Raw genomic sequence first — 22568 nt, forward strand, 5'->3', positions numbered from 1 at the left:
GACCACAGGCCAGAGAACCTGCGGCCGGCGAGTCCAATTGAACGCCACAGCGCGAATTTCTTCGCGTCGAACTGGAGAAACATGAAACCCGAGGACGTCGAGTTCAGCACTGGAGATGTGACGCTGCGTGGGTGGTTCTTCGCCGCAGCGGGAAGCGCGGGACCTGCCCCGGTTGTCGTTATGGCACACGGCCTTTCGGCCGTCAAGGAACTGTGCCTGGCCGATTATGCGGAAGTGTTCGCAGCTGCCGGCCTGAATGTTCTTGTCTACGATCACCGTAACTTCGGAGCGAGCGACGGCACTCCTCGCCAAGAGGTGGACCCGGTCGCGCAATATCGTGGCTATCGGGACGCCATCTCGTATGCAATCACTCGACCCGAGGTGGATTCCGAGCGTGTCGGAATCTGGGGGACGAGCTTTTCCGGCGGGCTGGTACTCACCGTGGCGGCTATCGACCGCAGGGTCAAGGCAGTGGTGTCGCAAGTACCGTTCATCGACGGCTACAACAGCGCGCGGTGGATGGTGCGCCCAGATCTAATCGGGCACTTGCTGGACAATCTCGACGCCGACCGGGCGAATCGGTTCGCCGGCGGTGAGCCGGCGACTCTTCCCGCGGTTGATCCCGACCCGATGGCACCATCCATGATGCCCGATCCCGAGGCATGGCAATGGTTCAGCACCACAGCCGCCGCGCGGGCGCCCAGGTGGAAGAACGAGGTAACGGCACGCAGCTTTGATCTCATATCGGAGTTTTCGCCGCGGTCCTACGTGCATCGCATCTCCCCGACACCCCTGCTGATGATCATCGCCAGAACCGACGTCTGCGCCCCTCATGAATTCGCGTTCGAGGCCTACAACATGGCGCGGGAGCCCAAGCGGTTGCTGATCACAGACGGCGGCCACTTCGGGCTATATGCCGGCGAGGGCCTCCGCATTTCTTCTCACGCGGCTCGCGACCATTTCGTGGAGCACCTCATCGAGGCCGACGTTGCCGGCCCGGTGACGCCTGCTCGCCAATTGTCACATCACTGAAAGGAAAACAGACATGCCGATGTGGATTGTGCACGCACCTGAGGGTGTGTACAGCACTGAAGACAAGAAGAACCTCACCGAGGTCCTCACGCAGATGTACGTGGATTCCGTTGGACTGCCCCGATTCTATGTGGTGGTTCGGTTCGATGAGTATCCCCGCGATTCGATGTGGGTCGGCGGTAAGCCGGTGAACGATTTCGTGCGCTTCGTGGTCGACCACATCGCGCGCCAGTTGGACGACCCGGAGTTCAGGGAGCTCGCCATGAACATGGGGGCCGAGGGGCTCGCGCCCTTCACCACCGATCGAGGTTTGCACACGGAATTCCACATCGATGAAACGCCGATTGATCTGTGGCGGGTGGATGGGCTGAAGCCGCCGCCACCGTTCTCGGAAGCCGAGAAGAAATGGGCAAGGGATAACGCGCCCAGCCCCTACGAGCTGACCGACGCCGTCTAGATCGTAAATCTCAACGACACAACATCATCCCCGACGGTTCGGCCACCCTTACGGCGTCGCGATGCGCGGTCACGCTCTGGCCCAAGCTATTTCGCGCACTGGACTGGGGCCAGACGAAGTTTAGGACATTATGACTTTTGCGTATCTACCGTGGATGTCTGAGCGGGATCGGTCGATGCCTGCATTGCGCGATGACGCGGTCACGTTGACTTACGGGCAGCTTGACGCCTGGTCGGCGGCGGTCGCGGGCCAATTGGCGGCGCAGGGCTTCGGCGACGGGAGCGTTTTGGCGGTGATGTTGCCCAATCGTGTTGAGCTGGTGGTGGCGATACTGGCAGCGTGGCGGTTGGGTGGCGTCGCCACCCCGGTCAATCCCGCGTTCACCGCCGCTGAGGCCGATTTTCAGATCAACGATTGCAACGCTCACCTGGTGATCAACGAGTCGCCGGACGTGTCCAGCGGTGGCCGACCCGCCATTCACGTCGATGAACTCGTGGGGCCGGGGCCTGGCCCCGCGCCCGTCACTTTGACCAAAGACCATGTGGCATTGCTGATTTACACCAGCGGATCAACTGGGAAGCCCAAAGGTGTGATGCTCGATCACGCCAACATCGACGCGATGACAACCGCTTTTGTCGACCACATGGAACTTACTCCACAGGATCACAGTCTGTTGATCCTGCCGCTGTTCCACGTCAATGCGCTGATGCTCGGCACGCTCAGCCCGTTTCGCGTGGGCGCTCAAACCAGCATCGTGGGCAAGTTCTCGGTAAGCCGGTTCTTCGAGCAAGTGGAGAAACTGCGACCGACATACTTCTCGTCGGTGCCCTCCATTCTTTCGATGCTGGTGGCGTTGCCTGATGATGTCCAACCCGACACCACATCTCTGCGCTTTGCCGGTTGCGGCGCGGCGCCGCTGTCCGAGGAACTGATGACGCGCGCACAGGAACGCTTCGGGATCGTCATTGTCGAGGGCTATGGCCTGACCGAAGCCACCTGCGCCTCGGCGGTGAATCCGCTACGCGGTCCGAGAAAGCTCGGCACCGTGGGGCCGGCCATGGCCGGCCAACGCGTCGAAATCATGTCTCCCACAGGGGAAATCTTGGCCAGAGGTGAGCGCGGCGAGGTAGTGATCTCGGGCCCTGTCGTGATGCGCGGCTATCTCAACCTGCCCGAGGTCACCGCGCAGACTGTCGTGGACGGGTGGCTGCACACCGGCGATGTGGGGATCTTGGATGATGACGGGTTCCTGCGCATCGTCGGGCGCATCAAGGACATGATCATCCGCGGCGGCGAGAACATCTACCCCAAGGAAATCGAATCCGTCTTGACCGCCATCGACGGCGTCTTGGATGCCGCGGTCGTCGGACGCCCCCACGAGGTCCTCGGCGAGGTCCCGGTTGCCTACGTGCAGCCATACCCCGGCGTGGTGCTCGACGTCGACAGTCTCGCCGCTCACTGCCGACGCAACCTGGCGAAAGTCAAAGTGCCTGAGGCGATCACATTCGTCGAGGAACTCCCGAAGAACCCGGTGGGAAAGCCCGACAAGCCCGCCCTGCGCCGTGTCGCCGCGAACGCAGTCGCGACGACCTGACGGCAGTACCGATCGAGGGAGGCGGCGACGATCGCCGCCTCCCTCACACGGTGTCCTGAGGATCGCGCCGTGGTCGGGCTCAGGTCGCGGCGGCGAGGTCGTAAGGCGCGGGGGCGTTGTCTTTGGCCCACTGCTTTTCGGCTTCGGAGTACGGCGGCGGCGGCTTGAGCCCATCGACCCGCCACAGATCGACGGCCGTCTCGTCGATGTGGATCTCTGTGTGCAATCCGCGCTCGGTGGTGAACGGCGCAATCCGTTCGCACAGGATGGACATGCACAGTTCCCTGATCGCCTGTTCGTCCATCTGGCGCGCGATGTGATCGACCACAAATCGCACGAAATCGTTCACTGGTTTCCCACCGACCCACATCGAATCGCGCGGATACTCGTCAAATCGCACCACCACATAGAACTTCGGCAACGCAACGCCTTCTACGTAGAACTGCGTAAGCATCTCGGTGATGTCCTTCTTGTCCTCATCGCTGTACACGCCCTCAGGCGCGTGAACGATCCACATCGGCATACGCTTTTCCTTTCCAGTGGTGCGTCGATTGGCGAGCTCGTGTTTCTCCAGATCGAACGCCGGATGTCAGTCCTGCATGTGACTGCGACCACATCGACGCTAGTTCGGCCCGGGGCCGCCACACTAGGACGGGACTGTCGCGCGATGGGATTGCGCTGCCAGCCGTTCGCACCGGCTCAGAACCGTGGCTGCCTTGTCGACATTCTGTACATCTCCGGCGGTGACTGTGCCGGGCAGGTTTCAGCGATGGTGCGCCGCGAAGAACTGCCAGATGGTGTCGGTCGCGTTCAGTGCGGTCGACGGCGGCGGTAGGTCACCCAACCGTTGCGCCAGCGGGCTCGGGACCCCACCTGGCCACTGATGGCCGGCACCGGCGACGCTGACGAGTTCGACGGTGCGCCCGCCGGGGCAGTCTGCCGTCTGGGTGGTCACCGCACCGGCAGTGGACGTCGCCGGCGTCCCGCACCCATCGATGCCGCGCCAAGTCGCATTCACCGCAGGTACCGACGGTCCGTCGACATTCGGTGCACCGGACAGTGTCTTGGCCTTGCCCGGTCCGCCGTCGAAGGGGACGCGATCGTCCGCGGTGCCGTGGATCTGCAGCACCGATGTCGGAGTGGCGTGCGAACAATCGGTCAACAGCGTCCCGGCGACCGGGGCGACAGCGGCGAACAGATCCGTCTGGCAGCCGAGGCGCAGCGCCATCATGGCGCCGTTGGACATCCCGGTGACGTAGACGCGGGCCGGGTCGACAGACATCTGCGCTTCGATCGCGGCGACCATCGCGGTGATGAAACCGACGTCGTCGATGTTGCGGTTCTTCGGTATGCCACAACAGGTTCCGGCGTTCCAAGCGCGATCCAGGCCGTCGGGATAGGCGACGACGAAGCGACCACCGTCGGCCTGGCCGTCCCAGTTGTAGGCACGTTCGGCCTGCGCACCGTCGCCGTAGCCGCCGTGCAGCATGATCACCAACGGCGCTGGGCCACTGAGTCCGTCGGGCCGGTAGAGGTGGAAGGTGCGGTTCAGTCCGCCGGCCTGCACCGACTGGTCGGACCGCCCCACCGGGACGCCGTTCGTCGGCGCACCGGCCGCCCGATGCCCGCCGCAACCTGCCAGCGCCAGCAGCGCGGCGACCACCAGCACAGCCATCGATACCCGCAGTGACGAACGGATCATGCTCCCATGGTGCACCCCTGCCAGAATTGAGCGGTGAACCAAGCGACAGCCACGCCCGTCCGCGTCATCCGTGCTGCTGAACGCTGGCACTGGCGGAACGAGTGGCTGGAATCGTGGCAGTCGTTTCCGGCGACCGGCAACTTCGATCTGGCGGCCAATGCCCACGGCCTGCTGATGATCAACAATGAGGACACCGTCAACGGCGGTGAAGGCTTCGACGCGCACGACCACCGGGATATGGAGATCATCACCTGGGTGCTGGAAGGCTCACTGGTGCACAAGGATTCGCTGGGCAATGAGAGCGTCATCTACCCGGGGCTGGCGCAGCGGATGAGCGCCGGTACCGGCATTCGGCATTCTGAGCGCAACGGCGCGGGGCGCCAGGAACGTCAGCCGTTGCGGGTTGTCCAGATGTGGATTCCGCCCGATGAACTCGGTGGCGCACCGAGTTATCAGGAATCCGATATCGGCACCGAGCTCACCGGCAATGCCCTCATCCCGATGGCGTCGGGCATGCGCAAGTACCGCGACGATGCGGCGATCATGTTCGGCAACAGCTACGCCACCCTGCATGTCGCCCGGCTGGATGCCGGCAGCGCGATCGAGGTACCCGACGCGCCGTTTGGCCACGTCTTCGTCACCCGCGGGCAAGCCGAGTTCGAAGACCACGGTCCGCTCCATACCGGTGATGCCGTGCGGCTCACCGCAACTGGTGGACAACGCGTCACCGCGGCCGACGCGGGCGCCGAGCTGCTGGTCTGGGAGATGCACACCATTGCGGTGAACGTGTAGCTACCGCCCCAATCGGGCCAGTGCGACGGCGGCGGCGTTGGCGCCGCACATGCCGTGCCCACCCGGTCCCGGCGGGGTGGCCGCCGAGCAGATGTACATTCCCGGTACGCCGATGGTGTACGGCGACAACGTGGTTCGCGGACCGAAGGCCAGCTGGCGGATGTCCTTGGCGCCGGTATTGATGTCGCCGCCGACGTAATTGGTGTTGTAGACCGACATCTCGGTGGTGGACCGCACGGCCTGCCCGACGATGCGCTCACGGAACCCGGGAGCGAAGCGCTCGATCTGCGCGGTGATCGCCTCGGTGGCGTCGCCGCTGTAGCCGTTCGGCACATGCGCGTACGCGGAGACGGGGTTGACCGTGCCGACGGAACGTCCCGGATCGGCCAGATACTGCTGGAACGCCAGCACGAACGGACGCTGCGGCATCCGGCCCGCATGAATGTCCCGCTCGGTCGCGGCGATCTCGGCGAAATCACCACCCAGGTGGACGGTACCGGCCTGCCGGGCTGCCGCGTTGGTCCACGGCACATCACCCTCGACGGCGAAGTCGACCTTGAAAGCGCCTGGGCCGTATCGGAATCGGTCGAAGGCGCGGCGCACCCGCGTGGGCAACCGGTCTCCGAGGATCCCGGTGATGGCGGTGGGCGACAGATCGAAGACGGTGATGTCCGCGGGCGGCAACTGCGACGCCGAGGTGACCCGCACGCCAGTCTCGATCTTGCCGCCGAGTTCGGTCAGCACGGCCTCGAACGCGTTGGTGATCGCCTGCGATCCCCCGGCCGCCACCGGCCAGCCGTTGGCGTGCCCGGCGGTGATGATGCCCAGCCCGATCGCCGAGGTGAGCGGGTGGTGCAACGGCTGAAAGGTATGGGCGGCAACGCCTCCGAAGAGGGCGCGGGCCTGCGGCGTGCGGAAGACCCGGGCCAGCGCTGCCGCGGGCAGCACCGTCGGCGCCCCGAATCTGGCCAGTTCCAACGGGTGCCGCGGCACCCGGAGCAGCGGGCCCATGATGTCCTCGGACAGTTTGTCGAACCGGCGCGACGGTCCACCGAACAGCAGCTGCCACCGCGAGCCGTCGACCCCGAGCCCGTCGGCCGTGGTCTCGACCGAGCGGTAGAGCGCCCCGGCGGTGCCGTCATCGAGCGGGTGGACGCAATCGATCTCGGTCCACTTCCACTGCAGGCCATAGCGATCCAGCTCAAGGCCCTTGATGAACCGGGAACCGGCAGGCATCACATGGATGGCGGCGCAATCGTCGAACACCAGGCCCGGGAGGACGTACTCGCTGGACCGGACGCCGCCGCCGATCCGATCGGTGGCCTCCAGCACCGTGACGTCGATCCCCTTGGCGGCCAAGGTGATGGCGGCGGCGAGCCCGTTGGGCCCGGCGCCGACCACAACCGCGGTACTCATTACTGGAGGACTCCGGCACGCTGCCAGGTGACGTTGAGCGGGATCGGCCCGTTGGGCAGCCACGGCTGCTCGTCGACCAGGTCCTTCACGTTCCAGGTACCACGCTCGATCACACCGAGGGCCGCGTCGATCACCTTGTACTCCTGAGTCATCTTGTGGATCGGCTGCGATTCCACCCAGGCGATGACGAACTCGCCCGGCTCGAACTGCGCCTCGGACTGGATAGCCCGGATCAGGTCTTCATTGTGCAGGTGCCCGTCGCCGAAGTTGAAGCCGATGATGGTGTTGCACGACATCTCGCCCTCGCGGACAACGCGAGTGTCGATGTCGGGCAGACACGTCAGCAGCACCGAATACAAGCCGCGGCCCTGGCTGTGCATGGCCCGCCATGCCGTCACCTGCTGGGTGAACACCTCGGCGGTGATCGGGTCCCACCCGAAGTCGACGTACTGATCAGCAGAGTTGGGCGATGACCGGGTGACCCGGTTCAGCTTCTGTTCGGCGCCGGGCGTGAAGGTCCACACCGCAGAGGCCCAGTTGCCGGCGTACTGGCGCATCGCCGGCAGGAACGACACCAGGTCGGGGCGCAGGTTGCCCAGGATCGGGAAGAACGACAGGGCCGCGGCCAGCACGATGGCCAGCCACCCCGGGTTCATGTCCCACACCGCGTAGCCGTCCCCGTTCGGGAAGCCCAGGAACAGGAAGATGGTGGCGTAGGCGAACAGCACGTTCCATTCCACCGGCACCGCCAGCGGGAACGTCGAGATGATGAACAGGTGGAAGCTCACCATGATGGCGGCGGCAACGATCGACAGCCATGGCCACGGCGAGAACAGCAGGGCCAGCGGCGCGGCGATCTCCACGATGCTGCCCGGGCCGTGCGCCATGAAGGTCGCCAGATGTGACGGACGCAGGTCCTCGGGGAAGTTGCGGTAGTGCGCCCGCTTCAGCCACCTGAACGGGATGGCGGGGCTGTTGCTCACCATCGGCGGAATGACATTGGTGAAGTGCAGGCCGAACTTCGAGACACCCGCCCAGAACCACACCGTGCCGATCAGCAGCTTGCCGGCGATGATCATGTTGACGAACGGCAGCGTGCTGAAGAAGATCAGCGCGGGCAGGTACTGCTCACCGCGGCCGGCCAGGAAGATCGTCTTGTCCCGCAGTCCGATGAGAATGAACAGGATGATCGGCGCGATCAGCAGCGCCGGGTTGACCAAGCCGGAGGTGTTGTCCGGCAACGCTTTCGACAGTGAATCACTGGGCACGCCGGGCAGCACCATCGCGACGAGCACGGTGGCCATCAGCGCCAGGTACACGATGATGTCGAACCAGGTGCGCCGGTCACCGTTCGTGAACGGCACTGCCTTCCATGGCCGCAGCCGAATGGTGTTGGGCTTGGCCCAGAACCGGAACCCGCCCGTCATCGGCTTGGTCTTGCCGGCCAGCGGACCCCAGGAACCCGCGAACCCGACGAGTTCCAGCAGGACGGTCCACAGGATCACCTTCTGGTACACGATGGGCTGGTTCCACCATTCCGACACGTGCCAGAAGGCCGGCAGGTGCGATGTCGCGGTGGCGATCACGACGCCGCCGAGGGCGTAGAAGAACACGAGTTTGACGATGTACAGGACGTGGATCATGCGCGGCGCGCCGTATCCGTCGTCCACCCATTTCAGACACATGATCCGCAGCCGCTCCTGCAGCGGCATCCGGAGAAACTCTTCCAGGTCGACCTTCGGCAAGGTCGGTTCGATGAATCCCATGAGATGAGCTCCTTTGCTGGTATCAGGCTAGATTCGCGGATCGGTGGTGGTGAGGGTTTTGCGGAGCGACGGCTTGTCGATCTTGCCGACGGGGTTCTTCGGTAGCGCCGCCAGAACGGTGATGTCCACGGGCAGTTTGTATTTCGACAACGACGCCTTCAGGTGCGCGGCGATGTTGTCGACGTCGAGTTCGGCGCCAGGATGTGCGGAGACGAACAGCACCGGCTCTTCGCCGTAGAGTCCGCTGGCCCGTCCGACCACCGCGGCCTCGGCGACCCCGGCCAGCTGGTGCACGACGGTCTCGATCTCCTTGGGGTAGATGTTCTCGCCGCCGCGGATGATCATGTCCTTGGCCCGGTCGACCAGCACCAGGTAGCCGTCCTCGTCGAACCGGCCGACATCGCCGGTGTGCAGCCAGCCGTCCTTCAAGGTCTTCTCGGTCTCCTCGGGGCGGTTCAGGTACCCGCGCATCACGTTGGGACCCTTGATGACCACCTCGCCGAGTTCGCCCTGCGGGACTTCGGCACCGGCGACGTCGACGATGCGAATCTCCTGACCTGGCAACGGGATTCCGACGGTGCCGACCTTGCGCGGCCCGCCCAGCGGGTTGCCCGTACTGGCGCACGATCCCTCAGACAGTCCGTAGCCCTCGACCAGGCCTATGCCGTAACGCTTTTCGAATCCGTCGAGCAGCTCGACGCTGGCCGGCGCCGCCCCGCACACGGCGAACCGCACCGCGGACGTATCGGGCCGCACCTCCGGCGGCAGGCCCAGCAGCATGGTGTAAATGGTTGGCACCGCGGAGAAGTAAGTGGCGCGGCTGGATTCCAGGCGCTCGAAGAAGGTCGCGGGATTGAACCGGCCGGCAATGGTGGTCCGGCCGCCGGCGAGCAGCGGCGACAGCACGCTGACCACGATGCCGTTCACGTGGAACAGCGGCAGGATGAGCAGGCTGTGATCGGCGTCGGTCAACTCGAAACCTTCGATCACCATGGCGCACATGGCGTTCAGGTTCGAGTTGTCGAGCATGACGCCCTTGGGCCGGCCGGTCGTACCGCTGGTGTAGATCAGCAGGGCCAGGTCGTCGTCGTTGCCGACCACCGGCGCGTCGGTCCGGGGCTCGCCACCCAGGTCATCGACGTGCAGCACAGTGATGTCGGAATCGACGTCGTGGTCGACGACGAGCACGACCGCCCCGGCGTCAGCCACCTGGTAGGCGACCTCGGCAGGCACCAGGGTCGGGCTGATGGGAGTCGCGACGGCGCCGAGCCGCCAGGTGGCGAACAGCGCCACCACGAAGGCCACGCGGTTCGGGAGCATGATGCCGACGACGTCGCCGGCGCGGACACCGCGCTGGTGCAGCGCCCCGGCGGCGCGCTGGACGGCGTCGAGGAATGCGGCATTGTCGAAGTCGGTGTGGTCGTCGGCGACGGCGGGAGCGTGGGGCGCAGCGGCCGCGCGGCGGTCGGGCAGGGTGGCGAGGTTCATGTCATAAAGGTAGGAGTTTGTGGTGTGCACCACTCCGTCGTGCGCCGATCAACTTTCTCGGATGATTTGTACGCTCGACACAAATTTTCGCTCTACAGTCGGCGCATGGATCCGGCGGTCAGCGAGGCCAACACCACCGTCATGACGCGTCTGATCGCCCGCCAGGATGAGGTTTCCCGCGCCGTCGGGAACCGCCTGGCCAGCGATATCACCGAACTCCGTGGCGATCCCGAGATCATCGAGCTGCTCGGCGCCAGCGTTGCGGGCAATATCAACACCATCTTCCACGCCCTCCGCCACGACATATCTCTGGACAACATCGAAGCGCCGACGGCCGCCCTGGAGTACGCCCGCCGGCTAGCGCAGCGCGGGGTGCCGATGAACGCATTGGTTCGGGCCTACCGGATCGGCCACGCGATGGCGCTCGACGTCTGCGCCGAGGAGATCAACAATGCAGACTTCGCGCCGCAGACCAGGCTGGACATCTTCGAGCGGATAACGTCGGTGACGTTCCGCTACATCGACTGGATCTCGCAGGAGGTCGTCGGGGTTTACGAGGACGAGCGCGACCGCTGGCTCGCCAACCGCAACAGCACCCAAGCACTCCGGGTGCGGGAAGTCTTGTCCGGCAACGACTCCGACCCCGAGGCCGTGACCGCCGCGATCCGCTATCCGATGCGCCGCCAGCATCTGGCCGTGGTGCTGTGGTGGCCCACCGGTAGCGGACACGTCACCGGGCACGACGATGCCCTGGCCAAGCTCGAACAGTTCCTCCGGGCGGCCGCCGATCACGTTGGTACGCAAGGCAGTCCGCTGTTCCTGGCCGCTGACCAGCGGACCGGCTGGGGCTGGCTGCCACTGTCCAGTGCCACCGCACCCGTCGCGTCCGCACAATTGAAGCAGTTCGCCGAGTCCTATCCGGGCGCCCCCGCCGTCGCCGTGGGCACGCCGCTACCCAGCGTCGAGGGCTTCCGGCAGTCGCACCGGCAGGCCCTTCGCGCACACGGCGTCGCGGTGACCGCCAACCTGACGGGTGTCACCGCGGCCGACGCGGCAGGCTTCGCCGCGGCGGCGTTGATGGGCGAGAACCAGGACAACGCCCGCGAGTTCGTCCATGCGGTCCTCGGGCCGCTGGCCGGGTCCGGCGCCAACGATGCCCGTCTGCGGGAGACCCTGCGCGTGTTTCTAGGGCATGGCGGTAGCTACACTGCTGCAGCCGACGAGCTGGTGGTGCATTTCAACACCGTCAAGTACCGCGTCGGGCGGGCACTGGAACGCCGCGGGCGGCCGCTCGGCGACGATCGGCTGGACGTCGAGATGGCGCTGCTGCTGTGCCACTGGTACGAGGCAGCAGTCCTGAATTGTGAGTAGCGGATCGCCTGGCAGCGAATACGAACCCAACCGACTATGTCCAGCATATTCACAGGTTAAGTGACCGTATCGAGACCATTAGCAAATGGCTATGTGTTAACCAGCTGGTTCACTGCTGTAACGGATACGCCGAGGCCGGCGATATCAGGGTAGTGGTCGGATGAACCGAGTACGACCTAGTAGGGTCCACCGGCCATACGCGAGAGAACCACGATTGGAGTTTCACTAATGCGCAACACAGGACGTTTGGTCGGATTTGCTGCGGCATCGGCCCTCGCGCTGATCCCGCTTGCCGTCGCCGCCCCGGCATGGGCCGACGACGAGGTTTCCGGCGAGACCGGCGCCGCGGTCGCTACCCCGGTCGGCAGTGGCAACGCAGATGGCGGAGCGGGCTTCAACGTGGAGAACCCGTTCTGGCACCCCTTCGACGCCTCCAGTAATGCCGGCGGTGGCGCAGGCATGAACACCCCGCTCGGCGGCGGCGAGTTCAACACCGCCACGGGCACCGAAGCCGGTTTCGGCGGCGCGGGCTTCGACACGAACACCGGAGCCGCGGTCAATACCCCGATCGGCGGCAGCAGCTTCAACACCGGTGCGGCCACCGACTTCAACCTGCCCAACCCGGTTGACTTCTTCCCGACCTTCGACGGCGGCGTCAACGCCGGTGGCGGCGCGGGCGTGAACACCCCGGTCGGCGGCAGCGGCTTCAACGCCGGCGCCTCCAACGAGTTCGCGATGCCCACCCCGGCCAACTTCATCCCCACCGTCGGTGGCGGTGCCGGTGGCGGCGCAGCCGTCAACACCCCGGTCGGCGGCAGCGGCTTCAACACCGGTGGCTCGAGCGAGATCGGCCCCGACGGCGCGAGCACCAGCACCAACTCCGGTGCCGGCGTTGCGACCCCGGTCGGCGGCTCCAACTTCAACAGCGGATCGGCCTTCACCTTCGGCCGCTAGTCCGTGATCACAACGGCCAGGCACCCCGCTGGGGTGCCTGGCCTTTGTGTTTCGGCGATCAGCGGGCGGGCTCCTGCTGCGTGGTGCAGTGGATGCCACCCCCGCCGGCGGCGATGGCGGAAATCCGTCGCGTCAATCACCAAGCGCGCGAAGTTACCGTGACTGAAGACGCGGGCCGCAAAAAAGCCCCTCACCTGCGGTGACAGGTGAGGGGCTCATGGCGGTGGCGGAGGGATTTGAACCCTCGGTGGGGGGTTACCCCACACACGCTTTCGAGGCGTGCTCCTTAGGCCGCTCGGACACGCCACCGTGTGGCAGCTTACCGGCCGCAGGCTGCCTTGCCCTAATCGGGCTCTGACCAGCAGTCCTACCGCTGGCGGGCGAAGAACTGCTCCATCAGCGCCGCGCACTCGGTCTCGAGGACCCCGCCGCGGACCTCCGGCCGGTGCGTCAGCCGACGGTCGCGGACGACATCCCACAACGATCCGACGGCGCCGGTCTTGGGTTCCCAGGCCCCGAACACCACCCGCGCCACCCGGGACATCACCAGCGCGCCGGCGCACATGGTGCACGGCTCGACGGTGACCGCCAGGGTCGCGCCTTCCAACCGCCAGCCGTCGCCGTGCACCGCGGCGGCCGCCCGCAGCGCGAGGATTTCGGCGTGCGCGGTCGGGTCCCCCAGTGATTCGCGGGCATTGGCCGCCCGGGCCAGCTCTACCCCGTCTGCCGAGAACACCACGGCACCGATCGGTACGTCGTCGGCTCCGGCCAGTTCGGCGGCCTCCAGCGCCAGCCGGATCAGCCGTTCATCAGCGGAGCTGACAATCGGGTTGCAGTCGGCTGCGCTCACCGCCCCAGCTTGTCCAATACCGCCGTGAGTTCGTCGTTGAAGCCCATCTCCTGGGCGATGCGGCTGAGTTGTTCGTCGGCGTATTCGTCGTCGGCGAGGATCACGCCGAGGACCGCCTCGGGCAGGCCCAGGTCGGCCAGCAGCCCCAGGTCGCCTTCCTCGAACGGGTCGTCCTCTTCGAGCTCTTCCAGGCTCAGGTCGGCGTCGAGTTTCTCCAGCACGTCGGCCGCGATGTCGTAGTCCAGCGCCGCGGTGGCATCCGAGAGCAGCAGCCGGGCGCCGGAGGGGGCCGGGCGGACGATCACGAAGAACTCGTCGTCGACATTCAGCAGGCCGAAAACCGCACCGGCAGAACGGAGTTCACGAAGTTCGGTCTCGGCGGCAGTCAGGTCCACCAGCGCCGCGCGCTTCAGGGGCGCGCAACGCCATGCGCCGTCCTCCCGGACGACTGCGACACCGAAGCCGTCGGGGAGATCGGCCACCTGCTGCTGTGCCTGCGCGCGCTGTACTCCCATGCAGACAACGCTAGTCCGCGCTCTGCAACTTGACCAGCGGTCCCATATGTACCCGCCCTCGGCCGTATGCAAACCTTGGAAGGTGACAACTCCGGTGTGTGTGCTGGGTCTGGGCCTCATCGGCGGTTCGCTGATGCGGGCCGGGCAGGCCGCGGGCCGCGAGGTCTTCGGATACAACCGCTCGATCGACGCGGTCAAATCGGCGACGGCAGACGGCTTCGACGCGACCGAGGACCTCACCGCCGCCCTCAAACGCGCCGCGCTGAGCGAGGCACTGATCGTCCTGGCGGTGCCGGTGCCCGCGCTGCCGATCATGCTCGAGCACATTCGCGACACCGCCCCGGACTGCCCGCTCACCGATGTGGTGAGCGTCAAAGGCAATGTGCTGCAACAGGTTCAGGAGCACGGCCTGCAGAGGCGATTCGTCGGCGGGCACCCGATGGCCGGCACCGCGCATTCCGGCTGGACGGCCGGTGCCGCCGATCTGTTCGTCGGGGCGCCGTGGGTGGTGAGCGTGGACGACCACGTCGACCCCGACGTGTGGGCCCAGGTGATGCATCTGGCGCTGGACTGCCGCGCCGTGATCGTGCCGGCCCGCTCTGACGAACACGACGCCGCGGCCGCCGCGATCTCGCACCTGCCGCATCTGCTGGCCGAGGCACTGGCCACGACCGCCGGCGAGGTTCCGCTGGCATTCGCGCTGGCCGCGGGCTCGTTCCGGGACGGCACCCGGGTCGCGGCCACCGCACCCGACCTGGTTCGGGCCATGTGTGAGGCCAACGCCGCCGAGCTGACGGTCATGCTGGACCGGGCCATGGAGCTGCTGAGCCAGGCCCGGTCGTCGCTCGTCGAGGCCCAATCGGTCGCTGAGCTGGTGGACGGTGGCCATGCCGCCCGGGTCCGCTACGACAACTTCCCCCGGCCGCAGATCATGACGACGACCATCGGGGCCGACGGCTGGCGCGAAGAGCTCGCCGCGCAGGGCCGGGCCGGTGGGGTGATCAGATCCGCTCTGCCAGTCCGGGGTACTCGAGGATGAAGCCGTCTGCGTCGACGATGATCGAGGTATCGGCGACGGGCGAGTCCAGCTTGATCGGGTTGCCGGGACCGGCGCTGGTGTAGCCGATGGTCACGGCTTCGACCGTCAGATCCGGCACCCGGACGTAGACGACAGGCAGGGACACCGACGCGGTGCGGTTGTGCAGCCCGGTACGCCGGATGGGCAGCGCGTTGAAGAACGGGCTGAACACCACGTCGACGTCCAGCGCTCCGTTGTAGGCGGCGCGGCGGGTCTGGTTCTGGTGGTCCTGCACCAGCCACATGTTCTCTTCGTCGCGGGCGATGGACAGCTGCCGCTCGCGCTGCGCGAGGGTGACGGTCAGTGACAGCCGTTTGGTCGCGCCGCTTTCGTCGGTCACCAGGTCATAGGACGCGCTGAACGCGGGATGTATATCGGTGGCAGCGGCGACGATCCGGCCATAGGCCTTGATCCGGTTGCCGGACAACTGGACCCGGACCGACTCCATGCGCGACACATCCTGCGCGCGCCAGGTCAGAATCGCCGGCCAGGCGGGTTCTGCAGCTTCGGGGCTGGCATCGGACTGGGCTGCGCTCACCCGTCTACCGTAGGCGACGAAGGCCCGGCTTTGCAGCCGCGATGGCAAGTCCGGACGGTCCCGGCCGCGATGCCCGCACCGCCAACGCCAACGCGGCGTCGAGAGCCAGGGCGAGCACCGCCACGAGCAGGGCGCCGACCAGCGCGAGATAGAACTGCCGAACCTTGATGCCGTCGATCAGGAACCGCCCGAGCCCACCCAGACTGGCGTAGGCCGCGACAGTCGCAGTGGCCACCACCTGCAGCGTCGCGGTCCGCAGCCCGCCGACGATCAGCGGCATGGCGTTCGGCACCTCGGTGCGCAGCAGGACCTGGCGCTCGGTCATGCCCATGGCGCGGGCGGCGTCGACCACCACCGGATCGACGTTGGCGATCCCGGCGTACGTCCCGGCCAGCAGGGGCGGAATGCCCAGCAGCATCAGGGCCACGGTCGGCGGCAGCAGGCCCAGTCCCCACAGCAGGACGCCGAGCAGCAGGACACCGAGGGTCGGCAGGGCGCGCAGGGCGTTGACACCGCCTACCACCAGGGCCGTGCCGCGGCCGGTGTGCCCGACGTACATGCCCACGGGAATGGCCACGAGGGCACTGCAGAGCACCGCGATGCCGGTGTATTCCAGGTGTTCCAGCATCCGCATGCCGAGGCCCGCCGGGCCGGTCCAGTTGGCCGCGGTGAAGATGTAGGCGAGGGCCTGGTGCAGGAAGTTCATGCCGGTGCCTTCGCCCGGGTCCATGGCGTGGCCAGGCGGCCGGCGGCCAGGATGAGCAGGTCGACGACCACTGCCAGCACGAAGATCGCGATGATGCCGGCGATGATCTGGTCGCTCTTGTCGGCCTGATAGCCCTCGGTGAACCAGGTGCCGAGCCCGCCGATGCCGATCACCGAACCCACCGACACCATCGAGATGTTGGTGACGGCGACCACGCGCATCCCGGCAGTGAGGACCGGAATCGCCAGGGGCAGTTCGATTCTCAAGAAGCGGGTGCGTGGCCGGTAGCCGATGGCGGTGGCCGCCTCCCGGGTCTCCGCCGGGACGGCATCGAGCGCTTCGGGCACCGTCCGCATCAGCAGCGCCACGGTGTACAGCGTCAGGGCGACCAGGACGTTGGCTTCGTCGAGAATCCGCGTCGGGATGATCAACGGCAGCACCACGAACAGCGCCAGCGACGGGATGGTGAAGATGATGCTGGCGGTGATGGTGCTGACTCGCCGCAGCCGTGGCCGCTGCCGCACATAGGCACCCAGCGGTACCGCGATGAGCACCCCGATCAGCAACGGCAGCAGTGCCAGCCGCAGGTGAATCTGCGTCAGCACCCAAGCGGTCTCGAGGTGGGTCAGCAGGTATCGCATTGGGGGCCTTTGCGGCTCTTGATGAGAGCCATCACATCATCGAGGCCCACGCCACCGATCACGCGACCCTGCTCATCGACTGCCACCCCCAGCCCGGACGGGGACGACAACGCCGAGTCCAGCGCCAGTCGCAGGGTGCCATCAGGTCGGAACAACGAGCCACCGGCGATGGTGCTGTCGTACAAGGACTTTCCGATGCGATGCAGGCGCACCCCGTCGGCGTTGATCCACGCGTACGGGGTGCCGTCGGCGTTGACCACCAGCGCCCATTGGCCGTCGCCGAGTTCCAGAGCATCGACCGCCGGTTCGGCGACGGTACGAATGTCGCGCAGCTGAAGTCCTGTCGTGTCGCGGAACTGCAGGCCCCGGTAGCCGCGGTCGGCACCGACGAAGCCGGCGACAAATGCGTTGGCCGGGTTGGACAACAGCCGCTGCGGTGCGTCGTACTGCTGCAGCGCGCCGCCAGGTCCGAACACCGCGACACGGTCGCCGAGTTTGACGGCCTCATCGATGTCGTGCGTGACGAACACGATGGTCTTGCGTAGATCGCTTTGCAGCCGCAGGATTTCGGCCTGCAGGTCTTCGCGAACCACGGGGTCCACCGCACTGAACGGCTCGTCCATCAGCAGAATGGGCGGGTCGGCGGCCAGCGCCCGGGCCACCCCGACCCGCTGTTGCTGCCCGCCCGACAACTGGGCCGGGTAGCGGTCGGCGAGCTTGACGTCGAGTCCGACGCGCTCCAACACGCCCAGCGCCTTTTTCCTGGCGCTGCGGCGTGATTCGCCTTTCAGCACCGGCACGGTGGCGACGTTGTCCACCACTTTCAGGTGCGGCATGAGCCCGGCGCTCTGCAGCACGTACCCGATGCCGAGGCGCAGCCGCACCGGGTCGACGGTGGCGACGTTGGCACCGTCGACGGTCAAGGTGCCGGATGTCGGGTCGATCATCCGGTTGATCATCCGCATGGAGGTGGTCTTGCCGCAGCCGGACGGCCCGACGAACACCGACAGTGTGCCCTCGGCGATCTCGAGGCTCAGCTCGTCGACTGCGATGGCGCTGCCGTAGCTCTTGGTGACCGTGTCGAACGTGATCATCGGCTCACCGGCTTGTCGACCCCGTTGTCCTGCACCCATTTTCTCGCGGCCTGGTCCGCGTCGACACCGCTGTTACCGGATACCGCGGTGTTCATCTCGATGAGCGCTTTCGTGGTGAGTTTCGCGCTGACGCCGTCGAGCACCGTCTTGAGCAGATCGGACTTCTTCTGCGATGCCACCAGTGGCACCACGTTGGCGGCCAGGAAGTTGTGCTTCGGATCGTCGAGCACCACCAGGTTGTTCTGGACGATGGCGGGCGAGGTACTGAAAATATCTGCCGCGGTGACGGTTCCGTCGACCAGCGCCCGGACCGTGGCCGGTCCCCCGCCGTCGCTGATGGCGATGAAGTTGACCGGCGCGATATCGAGGCCGTACTTGGCCTTCAGCCCCGGCAGCCCCTCGGTCCGCTGCAGAAATTCCGACGGCGCACCGAATTTCACCTGGGCCGAATGCTGCGCCAGGTCACCGATGGTTTTCAGGTTCCACTTCTTGGCGGTCTCCGCCGAAACGGCCACGGTGTCGGTGTCCGCGGCCGGGGAGGGGGTCAGGATCGACAGATCACCGGGAAGCGCTCGCGCCAGTGCCAATTCGACGTCATCGGCGGCCGTGGCCGTGGTCTTCGGATCGAAGTACTGCAGCAGATTGCCGGTGTATTCGGGGATCAGATCGATCGAATGATCTTTCACCGCAGGGACGTACGTCTCGCGGCTGCCGATTCCGAATTGCCGACCGACAGTAAAGCCGTTGGCGGCCAATGCCTGCGCATAGATCTCGGCGATGATCTTCGACTCGGGGAAGTCGGCGGACCCCACCACGATCGACTTGAGATCACCCGAGATACTGCCCCCGCCGAGGGGATTGGCGCTGCCGCATCCGGTCAGCAGGACAGCGAGCAGCAGGACCAGAGCGGCGAGAAGTCTGCGAGGTGCGGCAGTGCGCGCCCCGGCTCCCCCAAAGTCCATCCGAACGTCCTTTCGGCGTCGTGCACTCAGGCCGACCCTAGCGTTATTCGAAAATTGGTGCCGCAGTTCCCGGCATCCTGCCCGCAGAACAGTCAAGATGGTGCCTATGAGTAGCGATCACGCGTCGACCCCCGAGCCGACCGAGCCGACGCCCGAGGCCGCGCCCGCCCACGCCGAACCTGCGGCGCCCAAGTCGCCCAAATCGTCGAAGTCGCCCAAGACTCCGGAGTCGGCGGTGAAGTTCACCCGCACGGCGGCCCTGTGGTCAGCGCTGGTTCTCGGTTTCCTGATCCTGATCCTGCTGCTGGTGTTCGTCATCCAGAACGACACCCCGGTCGACATCGTCCTGCTCGGCTGGAAGCTGCACCAGGTGCAATTGGGCGTGACCATCCTGCTCGCGGCGATCGCCGGCGGCCTGCTGACCTTCGCGGTCGCCACCACCAGGATCCTGCAACTGCGGCTGGCCGCGAAGAAGAACCTGAAGGCCGGGCTCTAGAGGACAGCGAGGCCGGCGGCGATCAGCGGCGCGACGGCCTCACCGACGGGGTCGTCGTGGCCCGCCCCGCCGGCGGCCATGCGGGCCCGGAAGTCGATACCGGCCGCGATGATCGCCAGCTTGAAGTACGCCAGCGCCAGATAGAACTCCCAATGATCCAAAGGCTGCCCAGCCGCAACCGAGTACTTCTGGGCCAGCTGGTCCATCGGCGGGATCTTGTCCGAGGACCAGGCCGCATCCGAATGCACCATCGAGAACATCGGGTGCCGGTAGACACACATCAGCGCAGCGTCCGACAGCGGGTCACCCAGGGTCGACATCTCCCAGTCCAGCACCGCCCGCACCTTCGTGGCATCGTCCGCGTCGAGCATCGTGTTGTCGATGCGGTAGTCCCCGTGCACGATCGCCGCCCGGCTCTGCGGCGGCAGCTTCTCAGCCAGCAGGCCATGCAGCCGGCGCACGTCGGCGTCGCGCGGATCGTCGGGCAGCCGCACCAGATCCCACTGCGAACCCCAACGCCGCACCTGCCGCTCCAGATACCCGTTGGCCTTACCGAAGTCCCCCAGCCCGACAGCTTCCGGGTCCAGGGCATGCAGATCGGCCAGCACCGTGATCAGCGCATCCACGCAGGCGTCGATGGCCTGCTGGTCCCCCAGCGCGTCGAGCTCCGCCGAATACCGCACCACCCGGCCAGGCACGAAATCAACCATCTGGAACGGCGCACCCAACACCGAATCGTCGTTGCGCATCGTCACCGCATGCGCCACCGGCACCGTCGTACCCTCAAGCGCCGCAACGACTTTGTACTCACGAGCCATGTCATGCGCCGACGGCGTCAGACCGTGCAGCGGCGGCCGGCGCAGCACCCACTTGGCGGCGTCATCGAACACCAGGAACGTCAGATTCGACCGGCCCCCGGCAATCAGCTCAGCACGCAACTCACCACTGCGGGCCACCCCGATCTCACGTAGGTGCGCGTCGAGGGCAGTCAGGTCAAGGCCATCGAGACTGGTCACCCGATCTGTCTACCATCGCTGATTTCGCGGCAGCAGGTCCCACACGTGTTCGACGCTGTTGACGCCGGCGACCGCGAGCCGGCCACTGCGTGAGGACAGCAGCCGGGTGATGCCGGTGTAGTCGACCTGGAAAGACAGGATGCGTTCGGTCGGCAGGATGTCGTGCAGCAGCCCGTTGATGACGCCGCCGTGGCTGAAGATCGCGACGGTGTCGTCGGCCTCGGCTTCGCTCGCGATGTCGGCGATGGCCTCGGCGATGCGGGCCAGGAACGCGTCTTCGTCGACACTGCTGGGCAGGTGGCCGGACATCAGCCGGGCCATCTCCTCAGGGTGCTCGGCCGCGATCTGCTCGATCGGGATGTACTGCTCCATGTCGCGGTCGTACTCGGCGAGCCGGTCGTCGATCTCGATGGGCAGCCCGAGCGCGTCCGCCACCGGCTGGCCGGTCTGGAAGGCGCGCTTCTGCGGGCTGCTGATCAGCCGCGTGATCGGGTACCGCTTGAGCGCGTCGGGCAGCCGGCCGGCCTGGGCGATGCCTTCCTCGGACAGGTCGGGGTCGGCACCTTCGCCGGGCTCATTGCGCAGCGGCAGGGCGTGACGGATGAGAAGCAATTGCACCGTGTCACCATAAAGCCATGGGGTATGCCGACGAACTCTTCGACCTCGCTGACCGGGTGGTCCTGATCACCGGGGGCAGTCGCGGACTCGGCCGGGAGATGGCGTTCGCGGCGGCGCACTGCGGGGCCGACGTCATCATCGCCAGCCGGAACCTCGAGTCGTGTCAGACCACCGCCGACGAGATCGTCGAGGCGACGGGTCGCGCCGCGCTTGCCCACCAGGTGCACGTCGGACGCTGGTACGAGCTCGACGGGCTGGTCGATGCCGCGTATGCCCGGTTCGGCAAGGTCGACGTGCTGGTCAACAACGCCGGGATGTCGCCGCTGTACGAGTCGTTGGGCTCGGTGCCGGAGAAGCTGTTCGACGCGGTGGTGAACCTGAACTTCAAGGGGCCGTTCCGATTGTCGGCATTGGTCGGCGAGCGCATGGTGGCCGACGGCGGCGGGTCGATCATCAACATCAGCTCGTCGGGCTCGCTGCGTCCGGACGCCTACATGCTGCCGTACGCCGCCGCCAAGGCCGGATTGAACACGCTCACAGAGGGTTTCGCGAAGGCATTCGGCCCGACCGTGCGGGTCAATACCCTGATGGCCGGGCCGTTCCTCACCGACATCAGCAAGGCCTGGGGCGAGGATACGTCGAACGCCTTCCGCTCACTGCCCCTGCAGCGCGCCGGCAACCCGCGCGAAATCGTCGGCGCGGCACTGTTTTTGATGTCCGATGCGTCGAGCTTCACCACCGGTTCGATCTTGCGGGCCGACGGCGGTTTCGCCTAGCTCACAGGTGGCCCCTTGCCAGGAGAACCGCCGCCGCGGTGGCCAGCGATGCATTGGTGCGGTCCCGTTCGTCACCCATTCCGACCAGAAGATCGACGGTCAGCGGGCTGAGAATTTCCCGCAGGCCATGGCCCTCAGTACCGAAGAACCCCGCCATCTCGAGGGTCACCGCGCCGTGGCAGATGCTCCAGATCCGGCCTGCGACAGCGGCTTCGTCGCACTTGCGGATGCGCCCAGCTTCGGTCATCCGACGCACCGATTCGCAGAGCGTCTGGAACGACGCATCGTACGAGGAGGCATGGCCGGTCACCGTCAAATCCTCACGACCACTCGACAACGACGCGGGCACCGAAGTGCCGAACATCAATTGGTAGTGCTGCGGATTCGTCAGCGCGAAACGCCGGTACCGGGCGCCCATCGAGAAGAAATCGGCGACCGGATCATCGGTGTGCGGCACAGCTGCCAGGGCCGCACCGAAACGGGCGAAGATCTCGGCCGAGATGGCTTCGAGCACACCAGCCATCGAACCGAAGTGCGTGTACACCACCATGGTTGACGTACCGACCTCGGCGGCGAGCTTGCGCACGCTCAGCGCCTGGATGCCGTCGCGCTCCAGAATCGCGATACCGGCTTCGATCAATTGCCGACGAATTTCATCGCTCACTCTTGCGCACCTCTCATAACAGTGTTATACCAGTACCCACAG

At 66.2% G+C, this 22568-nt stretch carries 24 protein-coding genes and 1 tRNA gene; 9 read left to right on the plus strand and 16 right to left on the minus strand.

The window, feature by feature from the left end:
* The first annotated feature begins 81 nt into the window (after positions 1–81).
* The 3 genes from AC1U2B_RS05625 (at position 82) to AC1U2B_RS05635 (ending at position 3083) form a co-directional block, all read left to right on the plus strand.
* On the plus strand, positions 82–1032 hold the full coding sequence (locus AC1U2B_RS05625; protein WP_480215997.1) for an alpha/beta hydrolase: 951 nt from the start codon (positions 82–84) through the stop codon (positions 1030–1032).
* A gap of 13 nt (positions 1033–1045) precedes the next feature.
* Positions 1046–1489, plus strand: a complete 444-nt coding sequence (locus AC1U2B_RS05630) for a tautomerase family protein (protein ID WP_480215998.1) — start codon at positions 1046–1048, stop codon at positions 1487–1489.
* A 130-nt stretch (positions 1490–1619) separates the two neighbouring features.
* Positions 1620–3083: a class I adenylate-forming enzyme family protein gene (locus AC1U2B_RS05635; protein ID WP_480215999.1), complete on the plus strand. Its 1464-nt coding sequence runs from the start codon at positions 1620–1622 to the stop codon at positions 3081–3083.
* A gap of 79 nt (positions 3084–3162) precedes the next feature.
* Here the strand turns inward: AC1U2B_RS05635 and AC1U2B_RS05640 are convergent, their stop codons facing one another.
* Together AC1U2B_RS05640 and AC1U2B_RS05645 are read right to left on the minus strand one after the other, a co-directional pair.
* Entirely contained in the window at positions 3163–3606 is a 444-nt protein-coding gene (locus tag AC1U2B_RS05640) for a tautomerase family protein (RefSeq protein WP_480216000.1), read from the minus strand.
* A 240-nt stretch (positions 3607–3846) separates the two neighbouring features.
* Positions 3847–4785, minus strand: coding sequence for an extracellular catalytic domain type 1 short-chain-length polyhydroxyalkanoate depolymerase (locus AC1U2B_RS05645; RefSeq protein ID WP_480216001.1), 939 nt, complete (start codon positions 4783–4785; stop codon positions 3847–3849).
* 33 nt (positions 4786–4818) lie between these two features.
* Here AC1U2B_RS05645 and AC1U2B_RS05650 point away from each other — a divergent pair, with 33 nt between their 5' ends.
* Positions 4819–5577: a pirin family protein gene (locus AC1U2B_RS05650; protein ID WP_480216002.1), complete on the plus strand. Its 759-nt coding sequence runs from the start codon at positions 4819–4821 to the stop codon at positions 5575–5577.
* Here AC1U2B_RS05650 and AC1U2B_RS05655 read toward each other — a convergent pair whose 3' ends face one another.
* The 3 genes from AC1U2B_RS05655 to AC1U2B_RS05665 are packed head-to-tail and all read right to left on the minus strand — an operon-like array spanning position 5578 to position 10247.
* Positions 5578–6993, minus strand: a complete 1416-nt coding sequence (locus AC1U2B_RS05655; RefSeq protein WP_480216003.1) for a phytoene desaturase family protein — start codon at positions 6991–6993, stop codon at positions 5578–5580.
* A complete protein-coding gene (locus tag AC1U2B_RS05660) occupies positions 6993–8759 on the minus strand; it encodes a DUF3556 domain-containing protein (protein ID WP_480216004.1) in 1767 nt (588 codons plus the stop codon). The genes AC1U2B_RS05655 and AC1U2B_RS05660 overlap by 1 nt, the downstream gene beginning before the upstream one ends.
* A 27-nt stretch (positions 8760–8786) precedes the next feature.
* Positions 8787–10247: a class I adenylate-forming enzyme family protein gene (locus AC1U2B_RS05665; protein ID WP_480216005.1), complete on the minus strand. Its 1461-nt coding sequence runs from the start codon at positions 10245–10247 to the stop codon at positions 8787–8789.
* Positions 10248–10352: 105 nt separating this feature from the next.
* Between AC1U2B_RS05665 and AC1U2B_RS05670 the strand changes: the two genes are divergently transcribed.
* Together AC1U2B_RS05670 and AC1U2B_RS05675 are read left to right on the plus strand one after the other, a co-directional pair.
* Positions 10353–11618, plus strand: a complete 1266-nt coding sequence (locus AC1U2B_RS05670) for a PucR family transcriptional regulator (protein ID WP_480216006.1) — start codon at positions 10353–10355, stop codon at positions 11616–11618.
* 228 nt (positions 11619–11846) lie between these two features.
* Positions 11847–12572, plus strand: coding sequence for a hypothetical protein (locus tag AC1U2B_RS05675; protein ID WP_071287528.1), 726 nt, complete (start codon positions 11847–11849; stop codon positions 12570–12572).
* Positions 12573–12790: 218 nt separating this feature from the next.
* On the opposite strand, the gene AC1U2B_RS05680 is transcribed toward AC1U2B_RS05675, so the two are convergent.
* The 3 genes from AC1U2B_RS05680 to AC1U2B_RS05690 form a co-directional block, all read right to left on the minus strand.
* Positions 12791–12881, minus strand: a tRNA-Ser gene (locus tag AC1U2B_RS05680).
* Positions 12882–12939: 58 nt separating this feature from the next.
* On the minus strand, positions 12940–13398 hold the full coding sequence (locus AC1U2B_RS05685) for a nucleoside deaminase (protein ID WP_043402988.1): 459 nt from the start codon (positions 13396–13398) through the stop codon (positions 12940–12942).
* Positions 13399–13418: 20 nt separating this feature from the next.
* Positions 13419–13937, minus strand: a complete 519-nt coding sequence (locus AC1U2B_RS05690; protein WP_043402749.1) for a tRNA adenosine deaminase-associated protein — start codon at positions 13935–13937, stop codon at positions 13419–13421.
* Between the two features lie 94 nt (positions 13938–14031).
* Between AC1U2B_RS05690 and AC1U2B_RS05695 the strand changes: the two genes are divergently transcribed.
* Positions 14032–14976 (plus strand): prephenate dehydrogenase, encoded by a 945-nt coding sequence (locus AC1U2B_RS05695; protein WP_480216074.1) that lies wholly within the window; start codon positions 14032–14034, stop codon positions 14974–14976.
* Here the strand turns inward: AC1U2B_RS05695 and AC1U2B_RS05700 are convergent.
* From AC1U2B_RS05700 to AC1U2B_RS05720, 5 genes are read right to left on the minus strand one after another with little or no spacing between them, the layout of a single operon-like run.
* Entirely contained in the window at positions 14939–15553 is a 615-nt protein-coding gene (locus tag AC1U2B_RS05700) for a putative glycolipid-binding domain-containing protein (RefSeq protein ID WP_480216007.1), read from the minus strand. The genes AC1U2B_RS05695 and AC1U2B_RS05700 overlap by 38 nt on opposite strands.
* A 4-nt stretch (positions 15554–15557) precedes the next feature.
* Positions 15558–16259: an ABC transporter permease gene (locus AC1U2B_RS05705; protein ID WP_082067979.1), complete on the minus strand. Its 702-nt coding sequence runs from the start codon at positions 16257–16259 to the stop codon at positions 15558–15560.
* Positions 16256–16900, minus strand: a complete 645-nt coding sequence (locus AC1U2B_RS05710; RefSeq protein WP_043402741.1) for an ABC transporter permease — start codon at positions 16898–16900, stop codon at positions 16256–16258. Before AC1U2B_RS05710 ends, AC1U2B_RS05705 begins: the two co-directional genes overlap by 4 nt.
* Positions 16885–17994: an ABC transporter ATP-binding protein gene (locus AC1U2B_RS05715; protein WP_480216008.1), complete on the minus strand. Its 1110-nt coding sequence runs from the start codon at positions 17992–17994 to the stop codon at positions 16885–16887. The genes AC1U2B_RS05710 and AC1U2B_RS05715 overlap by 16 nt, the downstream gene beginning before the upstream one ends.
* On the minus strand, positions 17991–18956 hold the full coding sequence (locus AC1U2B_RS05720; protein WP_480216009.1) for an ABC transporter substrate-binding protein: 966 nt from the start codon (positions 18954–18956) through the stop codon (positions 17991–17993). The genes AC1U2B_RS05715 and AC1U2B_RS05720 overlap by 4 nt, the downstream gene beginning before the upstream one ends.
* 106 nt (positions 18957–19062) lie before the next feature.
* Between AC1U2B_RS05720 and AC1U2B_RS05725 the strand changes: the two genes are divergently transcribed.
* Positions 19063–19452 carry a lipopolysaccharide assembly protein LapA domain-containing protein gene (locus AC1U2B_RS05725; RefSeq protein ID WP_480216010.1) on the plus strand — a complete coding sequence of 130 codons (390 nt, stop codon included), beginning with the start codon at positions 19063–19065 and terminating at the stop codon, positions 19450–19452.
* On the opposite strand, the gene AC1U2B_RS05730 is transcribed toward AC1U2B_RS05725, so the two are convergent.
* Together AC1U2B_RS05730 and AC1U2B_RS05735 are read right to left on the minus strand one after the other, a co-directional pair.
* The gene (locus tag AC1U2B_RS05730; protein ID WP_480216011.1) at positions 19449–20468 is read right to left on the minus strand and encodes a phosphotransferase family protein; all 1020 of its coding nucleotides are present in this window, start codon (positions 20466–20468) and stop codon (positions 19449–19451) included. The two genes, AC1U2B_RS05725 and AC1U2B_RS05730, sit on opposite strands and share 4 nt — an antisense overlap.
* Before the next feature lie 9 nt (positions 20469–20477).
* A complete protein-coding gene (locus AC1U2B_RS05735) occupies positions 20478–21086 on the minus strand; it encodes a histidine phosphatase family protein (protein WP_043402730.1) in 609 nt (202 codons plus the stop codon).
* Positions 21087–21103: 17 nt separating this feature from the next.
* On the opposite strand from AC1U2B_RS05735, the gene AC1U2B_RS05740 reads away from it, so the two are divergent.
* Positions 21104–21862 (plus strand): SDR family NAD(P)-dependent oxidoreductase, encoded by a 759-nt coding sequence (locus tag AC1U2B_RS05740; RefSeq protein WP_480216012.1) that lies wholly within the window; start codon positions 21104–21106, stop codon positions 21860–21862.
* 1 nt (position 21863) lies between these two features.
* Here the strand turns inward: AC1U2B_RS05740 and AC1U2B_RS05745 are convergent, their stop codons facing one another.
* Positions 21864–22526 (minus strand): TetR/AcrR family transcriptional regulator, encoded by a 663-nt coding sequence (locus AC1U2B_RS05745; RefSeq protein ID WP_480216013.1) that lies wholly within the window; start codon positions 22524–22526, stop codon positions 21864–21866.
* Positions 22527–22568 lie beyond the last annotated feature (42 nt).

The organism is Mycolicibacterium sp. P4_G11, from assembly GCF_056555145.1.